The sequence below is a fragment of the Paenibacillus sp. FSL F4-0236 genome (assembly GCF_038000135.1).
In the GTDB taxonomy this organism is placed as follows: domain Bacteria; phylum Bacillota; class Bacilli; order Paenibacillales; family Paenibacillaceae; genus Paenibacillus_AQ.
Genome location: NZ_JBBOBK010000001.1, coordinates 6,417,504 through 6,434,987, shown reverse-complemented (window position 1 = coordinate 6,434,987; position 17,484 = coordinate 6,417,504). Strand labels below are relative to the sequence as shown.

The following is a 17,484-nucleotide window of genomic DNA, read 5'->3' as shown; positions in this document are numbered from 1 at the left end:
TATTATGTCGCCTTAACGTTTCGCTAATGAGATCTTAACCAACGATGATGTACTCCTCATGACCACAATATGAACTAAATATGAATAGGCAAAAAAAAATACTACGGCAGCGCAAGCAAGAAATCTTACCTGTGCTACCGTAGTATGAACAATGAGGCGCGCGTTCAACCCCTCGCAAAATATCCTTGAACGATAATTATTCTGTCGGCACTATAATTGGTAAGGTGACGATGAAGGTCGTTCCTTGGCTAGGTTCGCTTTCCACTCGGATATCCCCTTTATGAAGCGATACGATCTGTTTAACAATGGCTAGTCCCATCCCGCTACCGCCATACTTGCGACTGTGAGAACGATCAGCTTTAAAGAAGCGTTCAAATATACGTTCTTGGTCCTCGGGAGAAATACCAATGCCAGTGTCGGATATTCGGACGATTACATTGTCCAAATCATGTTTGATGCTGACGTTAATCACACTGTCATCCTTGGAGAACTTGATGCTATTTCCAAGGAGATTCGTCCACACCTGACTTAACAGATCATGGTCTGCCCATACGATTACTGATTTCAAATCAAGTTCAAAACTAATGTTGCGTGCCGACCATTGGGGCTGTATCGCCACGATTACACGTCTGATCTGTTCGTCAAGACTGAACGTGATAAGCCGCAGTTGTTGGGATTGCGATTCAAGCAAGCTCAGCTTTAACAAACTATCGCTCATCTTGGACATCCGCTCCGCTTCAGCAATAATAATGTCGAGATAACGATTCCGTTCATCCTCTGTGAGGGCTACTTTCTTGAGCGCAATAGCATAACCAGATATCGAGGTAAGCGGAGACTGAACCTCATGCGACACATTCGTTACGAACTCCCTACGCATTTGCTCAAGGTGCTGCAGATCGTGCATCATTTCCTCGAAGCTATTAGCCAAGGTACCTAGCTCACCCATCTGCTTAATATTCAATTCGACATTAAAATCCCCAGTTGCTATACGCCTAGTTGCCTTTGTAAGCCTTTTGATCGGTCTCACTAAGAACATAGAAGCGACCAGTATCAATACGCTTCCCGTTATTAACGAATACGCCAAAAAATTAAATAGCAGATTCCTCGTAGAAGACAAAGTAGGAGGCACAATCGGCTCCACAAACATCGCCTTCGTTCCCATTTCAGTTTTCAAAGGTAGTCCTAAGAGGTTGGAAGAACCTATACTCGGTTTAACTTGAACAGCTTCACCAGCCAATACTTTCTTCAGTTGCTCCCTAGTCACGGTAACAGGGCTCTCTCCATTAAGCACTCCGTAAGACTGGTACTGACCGTTCTCATCGTAAATTCGAATATGGTAGGAATCAAGCTGCTTCATTCCACTTATAAGAACATCCGCTTCACGTGATGGTAAGGTTTCGTATATCCGGGCGATGTCCTGACCAAAGCGAAGTAAGGGAATTCGCAGGTTTTCGTTTAATTTATCTTGAAATACCCAGGTTGTCACAAATAGAGAAATCAGTGTGCCTCCGATCACGGAGACTAGAAAGGTCAGAACAACACGTGTATATAACGATTTGATCATTCATATACCTCAAGCCGGTAGCCAAGTCCACGGACCGTCTCAATGCGAAAATCAGATGTAGACGCGAACCGTTCGCGCAGACGTTTGATATGCACATCTATCGTTCGATCGTCTCCAGCGTAATCAATCCCCCAAATCTGATCGATTAACTGCTCGCGCGTATAGACTTGTCCGGGTGTTCCAGCGAGCTTATACAGCAATTCGAACTCCTTGAGTGGCAACGTGAATGACTCTGTTCCTCTCATCACCTTATAGGTTTGCCGATCAAGGACGACGTTGCCGAACTGGATCGTCTGAGTGGAACCAATCTTGTATCGCTTCAATAAGGATCTAACACGAACCGTCAACTCCAGCGGATCGAATGGCTTCGTCAAATAATCGTCTGTCCCCAGTTCGAAGCCCTTCACCTTCTCCCAGGTTTCACCTCTCGCAGTTAGCATAAGTAAGGGAAGATCCGGATTGGCTTTTCGGAGCTCTTTACATAACGTCCACCCATCCATAATCGGCATCATGATATCGAGTACAACAAGATCAACCTGCTTTGAGGCGTAAACGGCTAACGCTTCTTTGCCGTCTGCAGCTTCGGCTGTATCAAATCCGTCGTTACGTAGAAATAAACAGACGAGTTCGCGAATGTTCGCGTCGTCGTCAGCAACTAGTATAGTAGGCATTCGTACCCTCTTTTCCTGTTATCCATCCTAGCCATTATACTACAATATACTTCCAGCCAAGAAGGAACGCCTTCGGCATCATTTAAAGGGTGATGATCGTTTCACGAAAGCGCAAAACTTATACTTTCTTATCTTTCAAAAAAGAGCGTCTAACACGGTAATCCGCATGTAGACGCTCTTGAAGTCGTTTGACTTTACCTCCAAACGACTTACTTTTTATTCATCTTAAACTTCAGGAAGAGCTCATTGTAATGAGCAAGCATCCGTTTGCCAAGATTATCATACACCTCAAGCCGATCCGTAATCTCAGCAGGCGGGTAGAAACGGGTATCCTCGGAAGTTTCCTTCGGAAGTAGCTCCAGCGCAGGGATGTTAGGTGTGGAATAACCTACGTATTCTGCATTCTTAGCCGCTACATCTGGGCGAAGCATGAAGTTAATGAACTTATGAGCTCCATCCACATTATCCGCAGTTCGTGGAATGACCATGTTATCAAACCACTTGTTCGAGCCTTCCTCAGGCACTACATAATCCAATTTATCATTCTCATCCATGATCTCAGAAGCATCACCGGACCACACAATCCCAACAGCAGCCTCTTCATTGGCAAGCAGCATCTTGATCTCATCTCCGACAATCGCCTTAACGTTAGGAGACAGCCTATTCAGCTTGGTCAGCGCTTCTTGCAGGTGAGCCTCATCCCGATCATTAACGGAATAGTGCAGGCTGTTCAAAGCCATACCCATCACTTCACGTGCTCCATCCACCAAGAAAATGTTGTTCTTCAGCCTGCTGTCCCAGAGGGAATCCCAGCTGGTGAAATCCATCCCTTTGGTCATCTCCGGATTGAAGATAATTCCGACGGTTCCCCAGAAGTAAGGCACGGAATACTTGTTGCCAGGATCGAAGGAAAGGTCCATAAACCGCGGATCAATATTCTTTAGATTCGGAACCTTGCTATGATCCAGCGGTATGAGCAAATTTTCTTCTTTCATCTTAGCAATGGCGTAATCCGAAGGAATTACGACATCAAAAGTAGTTCCACCCTGCTCCACTTTAGTTAGCATAGCTTCATTAGAGTCAAAAGTTTGGTAAATGACCGTTAATCCGGTCTCTTTTTCAAATTCCTTCAACAGATCAGGATCGACATAGTCGCCCCAGTTATAGATAGTCAGTGTATTCCCTCCGGAATAGCCCTCTCTCGAGTTCATCCAAGAGCCCAAGTACATTAGAGCGAATGCCGTGATCATGATCGCCAAAAAAGCATTTACCAGCTGTTTCATCTAGGCACCCCCGCTTCCGCCACTGGCTCCGCCACAGCTTCCGAGGTATTCTGACGGTTCTTCTTAAGGGTCAGGAAGTAATAACCGACAACGAGCAGTATCGTGAACAGGAAGATCAGTGTCGATAGCGCATTAATGGATAACGACACCCCTTGCCGAGCTCTGGAATAAATCTCAACCGATAGCGTCGAATAACCATTACCCGTTACGAAGAACGTAACTGCAAAGTCATCCAGTGAATACGTAAGTGCCATGAAGAATCCACTAAAGATCCCCGGTTTGATAATCGGCAGAATAACCTTAGTCAGAACATCCTTGCGGCTTGCGCCGAGGTCACGTGCGGCATCCGTCAGTGAAGGACTCATATCCTGTAAATGCGGCAGAATCATCAACACGGCAATCGGTACACTGAACGCGACATGCGAAAGCAGGACGGACACGAAGCCAAGCTTGATGCCTGCAATGGTGAACAGGATCAGGAACGATGCACCGATAATGACATCCGGACTAACGATCAACACGTTGTTCAGAGATAACAAGGTGTTTTTAGCACGGCGGTTCTGTACACTCTTAATGGCCAGTGCACCAATAATAGCGATAAGCGTGGCGATAGCCGAGGACAGAAGCGCGATTACAAGCGTGTTGATCATGATGATAATCAGACGGGTATCCTGAAGGACCTCACGGTAGTAATCCAGCGTAAAGCCCTCGAACTTGTGCATCGTCCCCCCGCTGTTGAACGAATAGTACATCAGATAGAAGATTGGCGCATACAGAACAGCGAACACTAGCACTAGGTACAGATTGGAGAACCCGTTTTTATTTCTCATTCCGCACCCCTTTCCGCGATCCGCCGGTAATAATCATGAACAGCGCCATAATAGCAATCAGAAACACTGCAACCGTGGAGCCCATGCCCCAGTCCTGTGTGACCAGAAAATGCTGCTCAATCGCAGTACCGAGTGTAATGACCCTGTTGCCTGCAATCAGACGAGTAATCATAAACAGGGACAGCGCTGGTATGAATACCGCCATACATCCGGAACGTACACCCGAAATGGTCAATGGAAAAATAACCCGCCGGAACGTCGTCCAGCCTGAAGCACCCAGATCACGTGCCGCATCCAGCAAGGATAAATTAAGATCCTCCAAAGCGCTGTAGATCGGCAAGATCATGAATGGGATGAAGATATACACAGATACAAATACAAAGCTGAAGCCCGTAAACAAAATTTGCTGTTCTCCGATTCCAAGCAGATCAAAGAAATTGTTGATTGGTCCGAACGTACCAAATATGCCGATAAAAGCGTAAGTTTTTAGCAGCAAATTAATCCATGTTGGTAAAATTATCAGCAATAACCATAGCTGCTTATGCTTCGTTCTCGTCAACAGATATGCCGCCGGATAGGCGACCAGCAAAGAGAATGCTGTAATCAAAAACGCATACCAGAATGAGGTCAGCGTCATTTTTAAGTACACAGGTGTAAAGAAGTTCACGTAGTTATCTAGCGTAAGATGCCCATCCAGATCAAATAGAGAATAATAGATGACAAGCAGCACTGGTGCGATTACAAACAAAGCGATCCACAGGTAATAAGGGATGAGATAATACGATCTGCCCTTATTCTTCATGACTCTCCACCTCGCCGTAAGCTTCCAGACGTTTGTCGAACTCTTCCTCCGTTTCACCAAAACGCATAACATGAATCGCTTCCGGATCAAAATAAAGGCCAATTTCACTACCTACCGTCGCCTTACGTGTAGAATGCACAAGCCATTCATGTCCGGATTCATCATAACAACTGATTTCATAGTGGACACCCCGGAACAACTGGGAATCCACTCGCACACGTAGCTTACCCTGTTCCAGCGTTGAAATTTCCAAATCCTCGGGGCGTATAACAATCTCCACAGATTCGTTTGGTTTAAGACCAGCATCAAAACATTCAAAGCGGCGCCCGTTAAACTCCACCAGATAGTCTTCAATCATAACACCCGGAACAATGTTGGACTCGCCAATAAAATCAGCCACGAAACGGTTAATTGGCTCATCATAGATATCGTTAGGTGTTCCGCTTTGTTCGATTTTTCCTTTGTTCATGACAAAAATCCAGTCGGACATCGCGAGTGCCTCTTCCTGGTCATGTGTAACAAAAATAAAGGTAATGCCAAGTCGTTGCTGCATTTCACGCAGTATGTACTGCATCTCTGTTCGCAGCTTCAGATCGAGCGCAGATAGCGGCTCGTCCAACAAAAGAACCTGCGGCTCATTCACAATCGCACGAGCAATGGCCACGCGCTGACGTTGACCACCAGACATTTCGTTAATGGCACGCTGATCGTAGCCCACAAGGTTAACGAAACTTAGCGCTTCCTGCACCTTCTTCGTGATGACGTCTTTCTTAAGCTTCTTAATGCGCAGTCCGAAAGCCACATTCTCGAATACGTTCAGGTGTGGAAACAATGCGTAATCCTGAAATACCGTATTGACCTGCCGCTCATTGGCTGGAATGTGGTTGATCACTTTACCGTTTAAATAGATAGAACCGCTTGTTGGCTCTGCGAACCCAGCGATCAATCGTAGAATAGTCGTTTTACCACAGCCTGATGGACCAAGTAGTGTATAGAACTTGCCGCGCTCTATCTCAAAGCTGACTCCTTTTAACACCGGATCTTCGTCGTCATATTGCTTGGTAACCTCTTCAAATGAAATAATGGTGCCTTCCTGAATAGCTATAGCTAACAACCTCCCTGCCTAAAGTATCACAATACTATTTTACCCGCATCTCGCGGAGAACAATCGAATGGGCATGCTCAGCGCTAATAAGCGACAATTCCTCCTCTCATTCGACACTCCAATAGATATAGCATATTAGATTGTACCATTATATGCGATAGCTTACATGGATAAGGAATGCGTAAACTTAACAACTTTGTAAAATATCCAGTCCTCCAGGCCTTTTTTAAGGTGTTATAATGAAAACGAACTGAAAGACCAGACAGTTTTTTCATTTTTTTCCGAAAGAAGATGAATGATAATGAACGAGGGGTTACAAGACCGCCTTGAAAAATATGGTTTCTCACTTTACATGATACGAATTACGCTGGCCGCTTCACTTTCATGGGTCGCCGTACACAGCATATATGGTAGCCAATATTTATACTTTGCACCCCTTGCGGCTATCCTCATCACCCAAGCCAGTGTTAAAGCATCGCTAGAAAAAGGAATCTACCGCCTGATCGGCATTATTCTTGGCGGGATCGTTAGCCTAATTGTTGGCCAGTTTTTTGATGTAGGCGGGCTTTCTATCCTGCTCATTCTACTCATCGGGATTGGCATCGCTACGGCCTGTAAGATGAACATTCAAGCTGTCTCACAGGTGGGTGTTACTTCCGTTCTAGCTCTTACCTTTTACCAGAATGACTACGTGCTTTGGAGAATAGGGGAAACATTTATTGGTGTGCTGATTGCCCTTGTCATCAATATGATTATCGTGCCGCCGAACAGGTTCGTCAAGGTAAAAGCATTGGCATTCGAAGGAAGTCTTCTACTTGCGGATGCATTAAAAGATCTCGTAGGCGTAAGACGTGATTCTCCGAAAGATAATTTGCTGGAGGAAGCAGGTAAACTCCTGTCGAATAGCAGCCGGGAACAGAAAGAAATGTTCTATACCCTCACACATTATCAGTGCCGGGGTGAACTGAAGGGACTCATACAGGCTACCTCACATCTAAAAAGCATTCATTCCTACGTCAAAGAAATCGCCGACGATATTCGTCTTCTGCCAGCGCATCACGCCTCTTCGGACTGGATGAAGGATGTGCTGGAATCAACCGCAGATTGCATTGCTCTTTATGGAACCAGAACGTTATCAGACGCGGAATGCCAACGTTCTCTTGCCGATTGTATAGAGCGTGCTCGAGACCTGCAACTGGCAAGTTTCTCTGAACTACAAGGGAATTGTTCGCTATCAAGCATTCGTGATCTTGGTGCGGTCTTCAGTCACTTAAACCGGGTGTTGGAGGAAGTAGAGCGGGCTAAATCTGCTACTTATGTTGTAGCCACTCGGCCCTCAACAGCTGAAGTCGCACGCGCTTTACGTTTTATTAAAAAGGGACTCTCCCAGAAGCTATAAGCTTCGGGAGTGTCCCTTTTGTTCAAATATAAGGATGCCGAAGGCGTTTATGCTTGCCTATTCATCAATATGCCCTCATACGTCCCTGATTACTACAATCACCACATAAATTAACTAAACCGACTGCTTTGCGGCACGCCCGATCCTCACGTTCACCAGAACGATGCTGCTAACAATAAGCAGTAGACCAATCACAAGATTCAAAGTAATCTGCTCATTTAAAAAGACTACACTAGTACCTATCGAGATCAGTGGAATCAAAAAAGTGAATGATCCGACCTTCCCTGCCTCTCCCTCGTTAATCAGCTTGAAATAGATCAGCCAGCCTAAAGCGATCACAAAGACTGCAATAAACAGCGTATCGGCTATAAACGTTCCACTCCAGGTGATATCCGACCACTTCTCTGTAGCAGATCCCGAAAGTAGCAAAATGATACCACCGATCGTTATTTGCATAGCGGTCATCCATAGCATATCCACGCGCACAGCATTTCTTTTCATATATACCGTTCCTAATGCCCAGCTCAAAGCACTGGCTAAAGCAAGCACAATTCCCCATATAGAGATGCTTCCGTTAAGTCCTCCAATACTGAGGGAGCCAACTCCGATGAACCCTAGCAACAGACCTGCCATTTTGAGCCCGTACATACTCTCTCCTAACCACAGCCATGAAAAAATGCCCAGCAATACCGGCTGCAGAAATACAATGGACGAGAATAATCCTGCGGGTACATACTGCAAGCCAATTGTCTGAAATCCATAATAAAACACGATACTTAATATAGCCGAGGTCAGATAGATCGGCCATAGCTGCTTGAAGCGAAGCTCCTTCATCTTAGGAAGTGCAATTAGAATCAGAATGAATCCGCCGATGACGGTTCGGATACCTGCAAATAATAAGGGTGGAGCGTAGTCTAAGGCGATTTTCGATATAGGCCAATTTATGCCCCATACAATCACCAAAAATATAAGAAGGATGATGCTTTTCTTCTGCTGATTCATGTATTCACTCCTTGGTGTAGATTCATCACAAATGATACAATAATTAAGAATATAAATGAAATGAATAATACTCATAAGGGGCATATCATATTTGTTATGAACAATACTCAGATTCGTTTGTTCGTCAAAATCGCGGAGAGCGGTAGTTTTACCAAGGCTGGTGTAGAACTGAATATGACTCAACCTGCTGTCAGTCGAGCAATTTCCTCTCTAGAAGCCGAACTGGATGTAAAGCTATTACTTCGAGATCGACGGAACGGTCTAATGCTTACTGACATCGGCAAGCGTATCCTTGTTATTTTTCGTGAAATTCTAATGGGCTTTGATAAGGTCAATCAGGAGATTTCCGCCGAGAGGGGACTTGAGAAGGGAAGCATTCGAATTGGGGCTTTTCCTGTGGCTTCTGCCTATTTTTTACCGAAGATTATTAGCTCTATCACTGAAAGATATCCGAATATCACGATTAGCCTGCAGGAGGGCTCTATCGCCGAAGTCAGAGAATGGCTGGAATCCAAAGAAATTGATGTTGGCTTATTACTCGCTCCTTGCGAGGCGTTCGAAACCATCCCACTATATAGAGAAAAGCTGTACGCCGTAATTAGAGATGACCATTCTTTGCGTAAACGGTCTGTCATAGGTGTGAGAGAGTTAGCGGGTGAGCCTATGCTGATCTGTAAAGCAGGTTATGAACCACCGGTGGTAGATTTATTCCGCAGAAGCAGCAGCTATCTGAATGTGAAATATGTGGTTAATAACTATGCAACAGCTCTTAATATGGTTCAAGAGGGGCTGGCTGTGGGTGTGATGTCTGAGTTATCTTTGTTATCTTTACCTCCAAATGTAGTAACCCGTGAACTGCAGCCTGACGCCTACAGAGATATACATATCGCAGTCAGCTCGCTTACCGACACTTCCATTGCTGTAAAGATGTTCATCGACACAGCTCTGGATCTTTTTACTAAGCCTAAAAAAATGGATGATGAGGAGTGCTGAGAATGAACTTTAAAAGACTTGGAAATAGCGGATTGCAAGTATCCGCATTGGGACTGGGAACGAACGCTTTTGGCAAAAGAGCAGATCAACAAACCTCCATTCAGATTATACATGCTGCGCTGGATCACGGAATTAACTTTATAGATACGGCTAATATTTACGCTGGCTCCGAATCCGAACGTATTATCGGCCTTGCCTTGGAGGGTAGAAGACATGAGACTGTTCTCGCCACTAAAGCAGGCTTAGTTAAGCATGACGGACCTAACGGAAGCGGCTCCTCGAGGCACCATTTGATGCAGGAATTAGAAGATAGTCTTCGCCGCCTTAAAACGGACTATGTCGATCTATACCAGATTCACACCTTTGATCCCTATACACCACTTGAAGAGACGTTACGGACCTTGGACGATATGGTATCTTCGGGAAAAGTGCGCTACATCGGGGCTTCCAACTATACAGCATGGCAATTAATGAAGGCGATTGGGATTAGTGAGGCACGGAGCTTCGCCAAATATATTTCAATTCAGTGTAGCTATTCCTTAGCAGATCGGACCCCGGAGAATGAGCTTCTCTCCCTTTGTCTTGATCAAGGTGTAGGGATTATTCCTTATTTTCCACTAGCGGGCGGAATTCTCACAGGCAAATATAATTCAAGCGGTTCCGCCCCTTCAGGTTCCAGAGCAGATACCGATCCTAATTTCAAAAGATTCCTTAATCATGAACGGATCGAACTTGGGATCAAGGTGGGGAAGATAGCTGAAGAACTGGGAACCTCTTCTACCGCACTTTCCTTAGCTTGGCTCATGAATCGTCCTGCCGTCTCGACAGTTATTGTTGGGGCTACACGCGTGGAGCAGCTGGAACAGAATTTGCATAGTACCTCCATTCAGCTTAACGAAGAAACAGTGAGCAAGCTGGATGAGGCAAGTGATGCCTTCCGCTTTGGCGAGCCTTTCGCCTTTTATCGGCTCCCATAGTCTGAACTACTATAATGAAGGAGGGGAGTATTATGACAACACATACAACGGCTAGTATTCAAGCGATGCTTGAAGAGCATAAGGACTTTTTTAATCGTGGCGCAACTAAAGAGGTTGCCTTTCGGCTTAGTCAGCTACAGAAACTTAAAGACAGTATTAAACGATACGAGAGTCGTATTATCACTGCCTTACAACAGGATTTAGGAAAAAGTGAGTTCGAGGCTTATGCCACAGAAATCGGCTTCACCTTGGACAGCCTAGGTTACATGATGAAACATCTCAGACGTTGGGCGAAGCCCGTAAAGGTTAGATCACCACTGCACTTATTTCCTGCGAAGAGTTATATCTTAAGTGAACCTTACGGTACCGCGCTCATTATAGGTCCTTTTAATTATCCATTTCAGTTGCTGATCGAACCGCTTATAGGCGCCATTGCCGCTGGAAACTGCGCTGTCCTCAAGCCATCGGAGAGCACACCAGCCATTACGGCTGTTATAGAGCAGCTCATTCAGGAGACCTTCGAACCCCAGTATATTCGCGTAGTTCAGGGGGAGAAAGAGACCACCAATCTGCTGATCCATGCCAAGTTTGATTATATTTTCTTCACGGGCAGTGTTCCGGTCGGCAAAATCGTGATGGAAGCCGCTGCGAAGAATCTAGTGCCTGTAACCTTGGAGCTTGGCGGGAAAAGTCCGGTCATTGTCGACACATCAGCCAATCTTGATGTTGCAGCGAAGCGAATCGTATGGGGAAAATTATTAAATGCCGGTCAAACCTGTATCGCCCCCGATTATTTGCTCGTTCATAAGGACATTGCTAATGAATTGATCACCAAAATCAAACATCAGATTACTGAATTCTACGGTCAAAATGCGCAGCCGAATACAGATTATGGCCGGATCGTAAATGAGCGCCAGCTGCAAAGACTCGCCAGTCTCATTGAACGGGATCGGGAAAAGGTGGTTATGGGCGGAACCGTCATTTCAGAAGAACGTTATATTGAACCTACACTAATCTATCCTGCGGCTTGGACTGACGCTTCTATGGAAGATGAGATCTTCGGTCCGATCCTACCCATATTGGAATATCATCAATTGGATGAAGCTATCCGGAGTATTAACGAGCACCCAAAACCACTTGCACTTTATCTATTCACAGAGGATAAAAATGTTGAACAAGAGGTGCTTTCCCGAGTCTCTTTCGGAGGAGGCTGCATCAATGATACGATCTCGCATGTGGCGAATGCTAGCTTGCCATTTGGTGGGGTAGGCAACTCTGGAATCGGCGGTTATCACGGGAAGCACAGCTTTGAAGTCTTTTCCCACCGCAAAAGCATCGTTAAGAGAGGCACACGAATCGACCTTGGGATTGTGTACCCACCCTATGGGAATAAGATCAAGCTAGTGCGTAAAGTATTGAAGTAGACAAAACAACAAGCCTCCCATGACCGGGAGGCTTGTTGCTTATTAAGCTTATCGGGAGAAATACTTTTCACTACTCAAACAGCTGTACCAATTTCTCTACATGCAACTCCGCGGTAGAAGGGAACCATAGCTCAGCACTCTCTTTCAAGGATGGACTTCCGGCTCCAACGGACCTCATACCAGCGGCTTTGATGGCAGCTATCCCCTCCGCTGTATCCTCGATAGCTACGCAGCAGTCAGGTGATATGCCCAGCATCTCGGTAACCTGTAAATAAATTTCCGGATCTGGCTTGCCCATACGGATGTTTTTAGGGTCAGCAATCGCCTGAAACAAGCGCCCGATCTTCAATCGTTCAAGAATCAGCATCGCATTCTCATTAACGGAAGCCAGCCCGACAGGGATTCGCCTTTTCTTCAAATCGGTCAGAAGACTATGGATACCCGGGTGCAAATCATCCGGTGTCATTTGTTGAATCAGCTGTTTATACTTTTCGTTCTTTTTGTTGCAGAGCATTCCTTTTACCGGTTGGGGTAAATTCAGACCGCTTCCCTCCAGTAGAATCTCTAAACATTCCATTCGACTATGGCCCTTCAGACGTACATGCTTCTCTCTATCAAAAGAAATCGCCAGCTCATCGGCTAAGGCTTTCCAGGCCAGATAATGATACTCACTAGAATCGGTAATAATCCCGTCCAGCTCGAAAATAACAGCTTCAAGCTGCTTCACATTTGAAAGGGTCACCGGCTTCTTTACAGTTAACTGCACAAGGCTCCCTTTATGTAGAATTTCAATCTCTTCACCTGTCAGTAGTGTATAAATCACTACCTTACTATCAACATAAATATCCAATAAGTGCCCACCACTTGTTATTTTAAACCGATAGCTGTCCCATTGTGCTGGCAAGGCAGGATTAAAGGACAGCATACCGCCACATAAGCGCATCCCACCAAACCCATTCACAATCGACAGCCAAGATCCTGCCATAGCAGCAGTATGCAGCCCGTCCTTCACATTGCGGTTAATATCATCTAAATCCATCCGTACCGTGCGGTCAAAATAGGCGTACGCCCCCGTTAAATCACCAATCTCAGCAGAAATAATACTGTGAATGCACGGTGACAAAGAAGAATCATGTGTCGTTAGCGGCTCATAGTAATTGTAATTGCGGATCTTGTCCGCCAAGCTGAACTGATCACCTAACAGAAACATGGCCATCACCAGATCTGCCTGTTTGAGCACCTGATGGCGGTAAATCACCAACGGATGGTAATGAAGCAGAAGTGGATATTTATCCGGTGGCGTATGTTCAAAGTCCCACTTCTTCTTAGTCAGAAACGTATCATCCTGAGCATAGATGCCAAGCTCCTCATCAAAAGGGACATACATTTTTTCTGCGGCGACCAGCCAATCACCAGGCTCTTCCTCAGTCAGACCAATCTTGCCCTTCAGACGTTCAAAATGCTCCGGATACTGCTTTCCTAACAGTCTGGCTATCTCATATGCATAATAGAGTTGATCCCGCACCATAAGATTAGTGTATGCATTATTGTTAACGATAGCTGTATACTCATCGGGACCCGTTACTGCGTCAATACAGAACGCACCCTCCCTAGCCGGATTAAAATGACCCAGATCCACCCAAAAGCGGGAGGTCTCGAATATCATTTCCGCCCCCTCCAGGACCAGAAACTCATAATCGCCAGTTGCCCGTACATACTGTTTAATGGCATAGGCAATGTCCGCGTTAATATGCATTTGTGCCGTTCCTGCCGGAAAATAGGAAGAGTTCTCAGCCCCATCTATGGTGCGCCAAGGATACAGTGCTCCCTTCTGAGACATGACTGCTGCCCGTTCCCGTGCCTTATCTAACGTAGCATAACGAAACTCGAGTAGCTTCCGGCTAATCTCCGGCTGTGTAAATGTAAAGAAGGGTATCATATACATCTCGGTATCCCAGAAATAGTGACCTTCGTACCCTTCACCTGTCAGGCCCTTGGCCCCGATGTTCGTAACCCCGTCACGTCCTACGGATTGCAGCAATTGAAAAGCATTAAACCGGATACCCTGTTGAAGCGCAAGATCGCCCTGAATCTCCACATCGGTATGTGCCCAGAATTGATCCAGAAAAGCCCGTTGTTCATGAACTAGCGCTTCAAACCCACAGTTCTCCGCCAAGTGTTGCACTTCTAAGCACCTGCCTAACAGCTCGTCTTCTGCATAATCCTTAGAAGTGTGATACGAAATGTACTTGGTCAGGGAGATCCTTTCCCCCATTATCACTGGAACAACCCATTGCATGGACAATCGCTGATCTTCTAGCTGCACGAGCCTTTCATATCCAGCGCTACATTTCAGACTGTGGCTTATCCCTGTTAAAAGAGAAAACCCGGTATGCCGCGTCCTCTGCTTCATCCACAAAAAGGACTGCTCGAGCTCATGCCCGGTTTCGACTAGCAGCAAATTGGGTTCCTTACTCCCTGATCCCAGCCGGGGGTCATCCGTGACCTCCGGCCTTTGGATCTCACCATCGATCGATGAAGTAAACGTTAGGGTTCCCTCAAAATTCAATGCCTTGACCTCATAATCTATGGCCGCTAAATGTTTATGCTGCATGGCCACCATCCGACGAATGTTCAGCTGTACCCTGTGTCCGGCAGGAGATTCCCATTCTACCTGCCGATGCAAGATCCCATTTCGCATATCCAGCTTCCGTTCATAACGGTGCACTTGCCCACTGTTCAACTGAAAGGTATGACCTTCAATGCTGAGTTCAATAATCTTGGCTTCCGTCACGTTCAGCATAGCTTGGTTGCGGGAAGGATACCCATAAGCTCCCTCTGGATACACAATAGGCTCGGAATCAAAAAATCCATTCAAGTAGTTCCCTATTACAGATGAGCCCGAGTGGCCATGGTAACCTTCCTCGAAATTACCGCGCATGCCAATGTATCCATTACCCAGAGCAAATACACTTTCGCTTCTTTGATTGTTCTCTTCATCATAAGTCTCCTCATCAAGACTCCACTCCCGGTAAGGATACACCGCAGCCGGATGTACGTATGGTTTCATCTTCATCTCTCTATGCTCCTCCTGACACAGTTTTGTTCAATTAGCTATACTTTATCCTTATAATTCCTGCAATGTTCAAGTCAACCTTTTATTGATCCACCCATAAGCCCTCTGACGAAATACTTTTGCAGCAGGAAAAAAATCGCGAGCGGCATCAGCATGGAGATAAATGCAGCCGAGGTGAGTAAATGCCAGTCGTTGCCTCGTGAGCCTACTAAGTCGGCGATCTTCATCGACATGACCTGCACTGACGGTTGATTGCCGATAAAAATCAGCGAGACTAAATAGTCATTCCACACCCATAGGAATTGAAAGATTCCGATAGAAGCCAGTGCAGGCACAGATAACGGTAGAATCAGCCTACTGAAAATAGTGAAATGGCTCGCCCCATCCATAAAAGCTGACTCAAACAAATCCTTAGGAAGCTGACTGATAAAGTTATACATAAAGTAGGTAACCAGCGGTAATCCAAAGGCCGTATGCGCCAGCCAAATGCCCAAGTAACTTCCGTTCAGTCCAAGAGCCGTATAATCTTTAAGCACTGGAATAAGTGCCACTTGTATTGGAATAACGAGCATAGCGATAATGATGACAAAAAGTGTGCGGCGTCCAGGAAAACGTAGCCAAGCAAAAGCATAGGCGGCAAAAGAAGCGATCAACACCGGAATGACCGTCGCCGGAACAGCAATCGTCAGTGTATTCCAGAAGGCTTGCGACAATCCGGTACCCTTTTGCACCGTTTCACTGCCATCGGCTTGCTTGAGCTTGTATTCCTTGCCCGAGAGCACGTTATTGTAGTTATCCAATGTGAGATCCGGTGTCATTTTCCAGCCTTGTTCCTGTTGATTTATGGTACGCGCTCTGCGGTTCTCCCACATCAAACGACTGCCATCGGCCTTAACGCCTGCCTTCAGCTGCTCATCGGTATAGGTTTTACCGTTTACCTCGATCGGCTCCCGCAGATCCACATCCTTCGATAGCTGAAGGGTCTCTCCAGCCTTCCACTCCTGATGGGGGAAAGCTTTCCACCATCCAGTCTGCAGAATATCGGCAGCCGGACGGAAGGAGGAAATGAACAGCCCAAGGGTCGGAAGCAACCAAATGAAACAAATCACACCCAGCACGATATTAACAATCGTCTTGCTGCCTTTTCTCTTCTTTTTCCCGGCCATTAGAATCCCCCTTGCTTACGGAACTGACGTAGATTGATTATGATCACAGGCAACACCGCGATCAGCAGAACAATAGCCAGCGTGGAGCCGTAACCGAAATTCCGGTACATAAAGAATTGGCGGTAAAACTGTGTAGCCACTACCTCTGTATCGTATTGACCTCCTGTCATCACCATGACGACGTCAAATATTTTCAATGTAAAGACGATAATGGTCGTTGTCACAGTCAGAATGGTTGCTGAAATGTAGGGGATCATGATTCCAAAGAAGATCTTCACCTCATTAGCACCATCCACTCGCGCAGCTTCCAATATGTCATCAGGAACTCCCTTAATAGCTGCCGAGAATATCACCATCGCAAATCCGGTCTGCATCCAGATCAGAATGATGATGAGGAAAAAGTTATTCCACGGCTGAAGCATACTCGTCCATGCCTGTGGTTCTCCCCCAAAATAAGTAACGATGGCGTTCAAAAGTCCAATTTGTTCATCGCCGGGTTGATAGTAATATACAAACTTCCAAATAACGCCTGCGGCTACAAAAGAAATAGCCATCGGCATAAAAATGATCGATTTAGCTAGCTTCTCATAGCTGCTTCTGTCGGCAAGAATTGCAATCAAGAGCCCAAAAGCTACACATGCCAGTGTACCAACGAATACCCAAAGTAAGTTGTTACGCAGTGCCGTCGCCATTAGATGGTCGCTAAAGATCGCTGCATAGTTGCTGAGACCCACAAATTTCTCTGAAGAAGCATTGAAAAAGCTTAAATACAGCGTCCGCAGCGCAGGCAGCACCAATAGCCACCCCAATATAATCACTGCCGGACCAATAAAAATATAAGGCAATACCTTTCGGCGTACGTAATCAGGATATTGCTCGACTGCCCAGGTAAGTGTGTAATAGATCAGATAAACACCCAGAACCCCCCATAGAACAGCCAGAACCGCCGTTAGTAGCGGGTTTAGCGTGGAATCCCGAAAGAATAAAAAGATCGAGCCATTAACAACAACATTGGCTATTAATACTAAAAGAGACAGCAATACCGCCCTAAGGCTTACCGTCTGCTTGGCTTTCAATTGTGGCTTCATTTGTGGTTGTGGTTGTGGTTGTAGTTGTGATTGTCCACCCATATTAGCTCCAGCTCCTCCTATACTCGCGCTTTGGAAAACAAAAAGAGGGGCAGAGAACCTTC

General features: G+C 45.9%; 14 protein-coding genes. 4 read left to right on the top strand and 10 right to left on the bottom strand.

Annotation, left to right across the window (positions count from 1 at the left end; translation table 11 throughout):
- Positions 1 to 196 precede the first annotated feature (196 nt).
- The 6 genes from NSQ29_RS28740 to NSQ29_RS28715 form a co-directional block, all read right to left on the bottom strand.
- A complete protein-coding gene (locus tag NSQ29_RS28740) occupies positions 197 to 1,564 on the bottom strand; it encodes a sensor histidine kinase (protein ID WP_341126611.1) in 1,368 nt (455 codons plus the stop codon).
- The gene (locus NSQ29_RS28735; RefSeq protein WP_340973343.1) at positions 1,561 to 2,235 is read right to left on the bottom strand and encodes a response regulator transcription factor; all 675 of its coding nucleotides are present in this window, start codon (positions 2,233 to 2,235) and stop codon (positions 1,561 to 1,563) included. Before NSQ29_RS28735 ends, NSQ29_RS28740 begins: the two co-directional genes overlap by 4 nt.
- A 209-nt stretch (positions 2,236 to 2,444) precedes the next feature.
- Positions 2,445 to 3,518 (bottom strand): ABC transporter substrate-binding protein, encoded by a 1,074-nt coding sequence (locus tag NSQ29_RS28730; RefSeq protein ID WP_076284904.1) that lies wholly within the window; start codon positions 3,516 to 3,518, stop codon positions 2,445 to 2,447.
- A complete protein-coding gene (locus tag NSQ29_RS28725) occupies positions 3,515 to 4,348 on the bottom strand; it encodes an ABC transporter permease (RefSeq protein ID WP_042131492.1) in 834 nt (277 codons plus the stop codon). The genes NSQ29_RS28730 and NSQ29_RS28725 overlap by 4 nt, the downstream gene beginning before the upstream one ends.
- A complete protein-coding gene (locus NSQ29_RS28720) occupies positions 4,338 to 5,150 on the bottom strand; it encodes an ABC transporter permease (protein WP_042192705.1) in 813 nt (270 codons plus the stop codon). Before NSQ29_RS28720 ends, NSQ29_RS28725 begins: the two co-directional genes overlap by 11 nt.
- Entirely contained in the window at positions 5,140 to 6,249 is a 1,110-nt protein-coding gene (locus NSQ29_RS28715) for an ABC transporter ATP-binding protein (RefSeq protein WP_341126832.1), read from the bottom strand. Before NSQ29_RS28715 ends, NSQ29_RS28720 begins: the two co-directional genes overlap by 11 nt.
- 307 nt (positions 6,250 to 6,556) lie before the next feature.
- Between NSQ29_RS28715 and NSQ29_RS28710 the strand changes: the two genes are divergently transcribed.
- Entirely contained in the window at positions 6,557 to 7,654 is a 1,098-nt protein-coding gene (locus tag NSQ29_RS28710; protein WP_076297976.1) for an FUSC family protein, read from the top strand.
- Between the two features lie 114 nt (positions 7,655 to 7,768).
- Here NSQ29_RS28710 and NSQ29_RS28705 read toward each other — a convergent pair whose 3' ends face one another.
- Positions 7,769 to 8,656, bottom strand: coding sequence for a DMT family transporter (locus NSQ29_RS28705; protein WP_076284906.1), 888 nt, complete (start codon positions 8,654 to 8,656; stop codon positions 7,769 to 7,771).
- Between the two features lie 96 nt (positions 8,657 to 8,752).
- Between NSQ29_RS28705 and NSQ29_RS28700 the strand changes: the two genes are divergently transcribed.
- From NSQ29_RS28700 to NSQ29_RS28690, 3 genes are read left to right on the top strand one after another with little or no spacing between them, the layout of a single operon-like run.
- Positions 8,753 to 9,649, top strand: coding sequence for a LysR family transcriptional regulator (locus NSQ29_RS28700; RefSeq protein WP_341126610.1), 897 nt, complete (start codon positions 8,753 to 8,755; stop codon positions 9,647 to 9,649).
- Between the two features lie 2 nt (positions 9,650 to 9,651).
- Positions 9,652 to 10,626 carry an aldo/keto reductase gene (locus tag NSQ29_RS28695; RefSeq protein ID WP_341126609.1) on the top strand — a complete coding sequence of 325 codons (975 nt, stop codon included), beginning with the start codon at positions 9,652 to 9,654 and terminating at the stop codon, positions 10,624 to 10,626.
- 32 nt (positions 10,627 to 10,658) lie between these two features.
- On the top strand, positions 10,659 to 12,050 hold the full coding sequence (locus tag NSQ29_RS28690) for an aldehyde dehydrogenase (RefSeq protein ID WP_341059226.1): 1,392 nt from the start codon (positions 10,659 to 10,661) through the stop codon (positions 12,048 to 12,050).
- Between the two features lie 70 nt (positions 12,051 to 12,120).
- On the opposite strand, the gene pgmB is transcribed toward NSQ29_RS28690, so the two are convergent.
- The 3 genes from pgmB to NSQ29_RS28675 all read right to left on the bottom strand — a co-directional run bounded on the left by pgmB (position 12,121) and on the right by NSQ29_RS28675 (position 17,380).
- Positions 12,121 to 15,126, bottom strand: a complete 3,006-nt coding sequence (gene pgmB / locus NSQ29_RS28685; RefSeq protein WP_341126608.1) for a beta-phosphoglucomutase — start codon at positions 15,124 to 15,126, stop codon at positions 12,121 to 12,123.
- 74 nt (positions 15,127 to 15,200) lie between these two features.
- On the bottom strand, positions 15,201 to 16,292 hold the full coding sequence (locus NSQ29_RS28680; protein ID WP_094868352.1) for a carbohydrate ABC transporter permease: 1,092 nt from the start codon (positions 16,290 to 16,292) through the stop codon (positions 15,201 to 15,203).
- On the bottom strand, positions 16,292 to 17,380 hold the full coding sequence (locus NSQ29_RS28675) for a carbohydrate ABC transporter permease (RefSeq protein WP_042194677.1): 1,089 nt from the start codon (positions 17,378 to 17,380) through the stop codon (positions 16,292 to 16,294). Before NSQ29_RS28675 ends, NSQ29_RS28680 begins: the two co-directional genes overlap by 1 nt.
- Positions 17,381 to 17,484 lie beyond the last annotated feature (104 nt).

Bases quoted from the DNA above. Each gene is read 5' to 3' on its own strand.
- NSQ29_RS28740 (WP_341126611.1), bottom strand. From the start codon at position 1,564: ATGATCAAATCGTTATATACACGTGTTGTTCTGACCTTTCTAGTCTCC.
- NSQ29_RS28735 (WP_340973343.1), bottom strand. From the start codon at position 2,235: ATGCCTACTATACTAGTTGCTGACGACGACGCGAACATTCGCGAACTC.
- NSQ29_RS28730 (WP_076284904.1), bottom strand. From the start codon at position 3,518: ATGAAACAGCTGGTAAATGCTTTTTTGGCGATCATGATCACGGCATTC.
- NSQ29_RS28725 (WP_042131492.1), bottom strand. From the start codon at position 4,348: ATGAGAAATAAAAACGGGTTCTCCAATCTGTACCTAGTGCTAGTGTTC.
- NSQ29_RS28720 (WP_042192705.1), bottom strand. From the start codon at position 5,150: ATGAAGAATAAGGGCAGATCGTATTATCTCATCCCTTATTACCTGTGG.
- NSQ29_RS28710 (WP_076297976.1), top strand. From the start codon at position 6,557: ATGAACGAGGGGTTACAAGACCGCCTTGAAAAATATGGTTTCTCACTT.
- NSQ29_RS28705 (WP_076284906.1), bottom strand. From the start codon at position 8,656: ATGAATCAGCAGAAGAAAAGCATCATCCTTCTTATATTTTTGGTGATT.
- NSQ29_RS28700 (WP_341126610.1), top strand. From the start codon at position 8,753: ATGAACAATACTCAGATTCGTTTGTTCGTCAAAATCGCGGAGAGCGGT.
- NSQ29_RS28695 (WP_341126609.1), top strand. From the start codon at position 9,652: ATGAACTTTAAAAGACTTGGAAATAGCGGATTGCAAGTATCCGCATTG.
- NSQ29_RS28690 (WP_341059226.1), top strand. From the start codon at position 10,659: ATGACAACACATACAACGGCTAGTATTCAAGCGATGCTTGAAGAGCAT.
- pgmB (WP_341126608.1), bottom strand. From the start codon at position 15,126: ATGAAGATGAAACCATACGTACATCCGGCTGCGGTGTATCCTTACCGG.
- NSQ29_RS28680 (WP_094868352.1), bottom strand. From the start codon at position 16,292: ATGGCCGGGAAAAAGAAGAGAAAAGGCAGCAAGACGATTGTTAATATC.
- NSQ29_RS28675 (WP_042194677.1), bottom strand. From the start codon at position 17,380: ATGAAGCCACAATTGAAAGCCAAGCAGACGGTAAGCCTTAGGGCGGTA.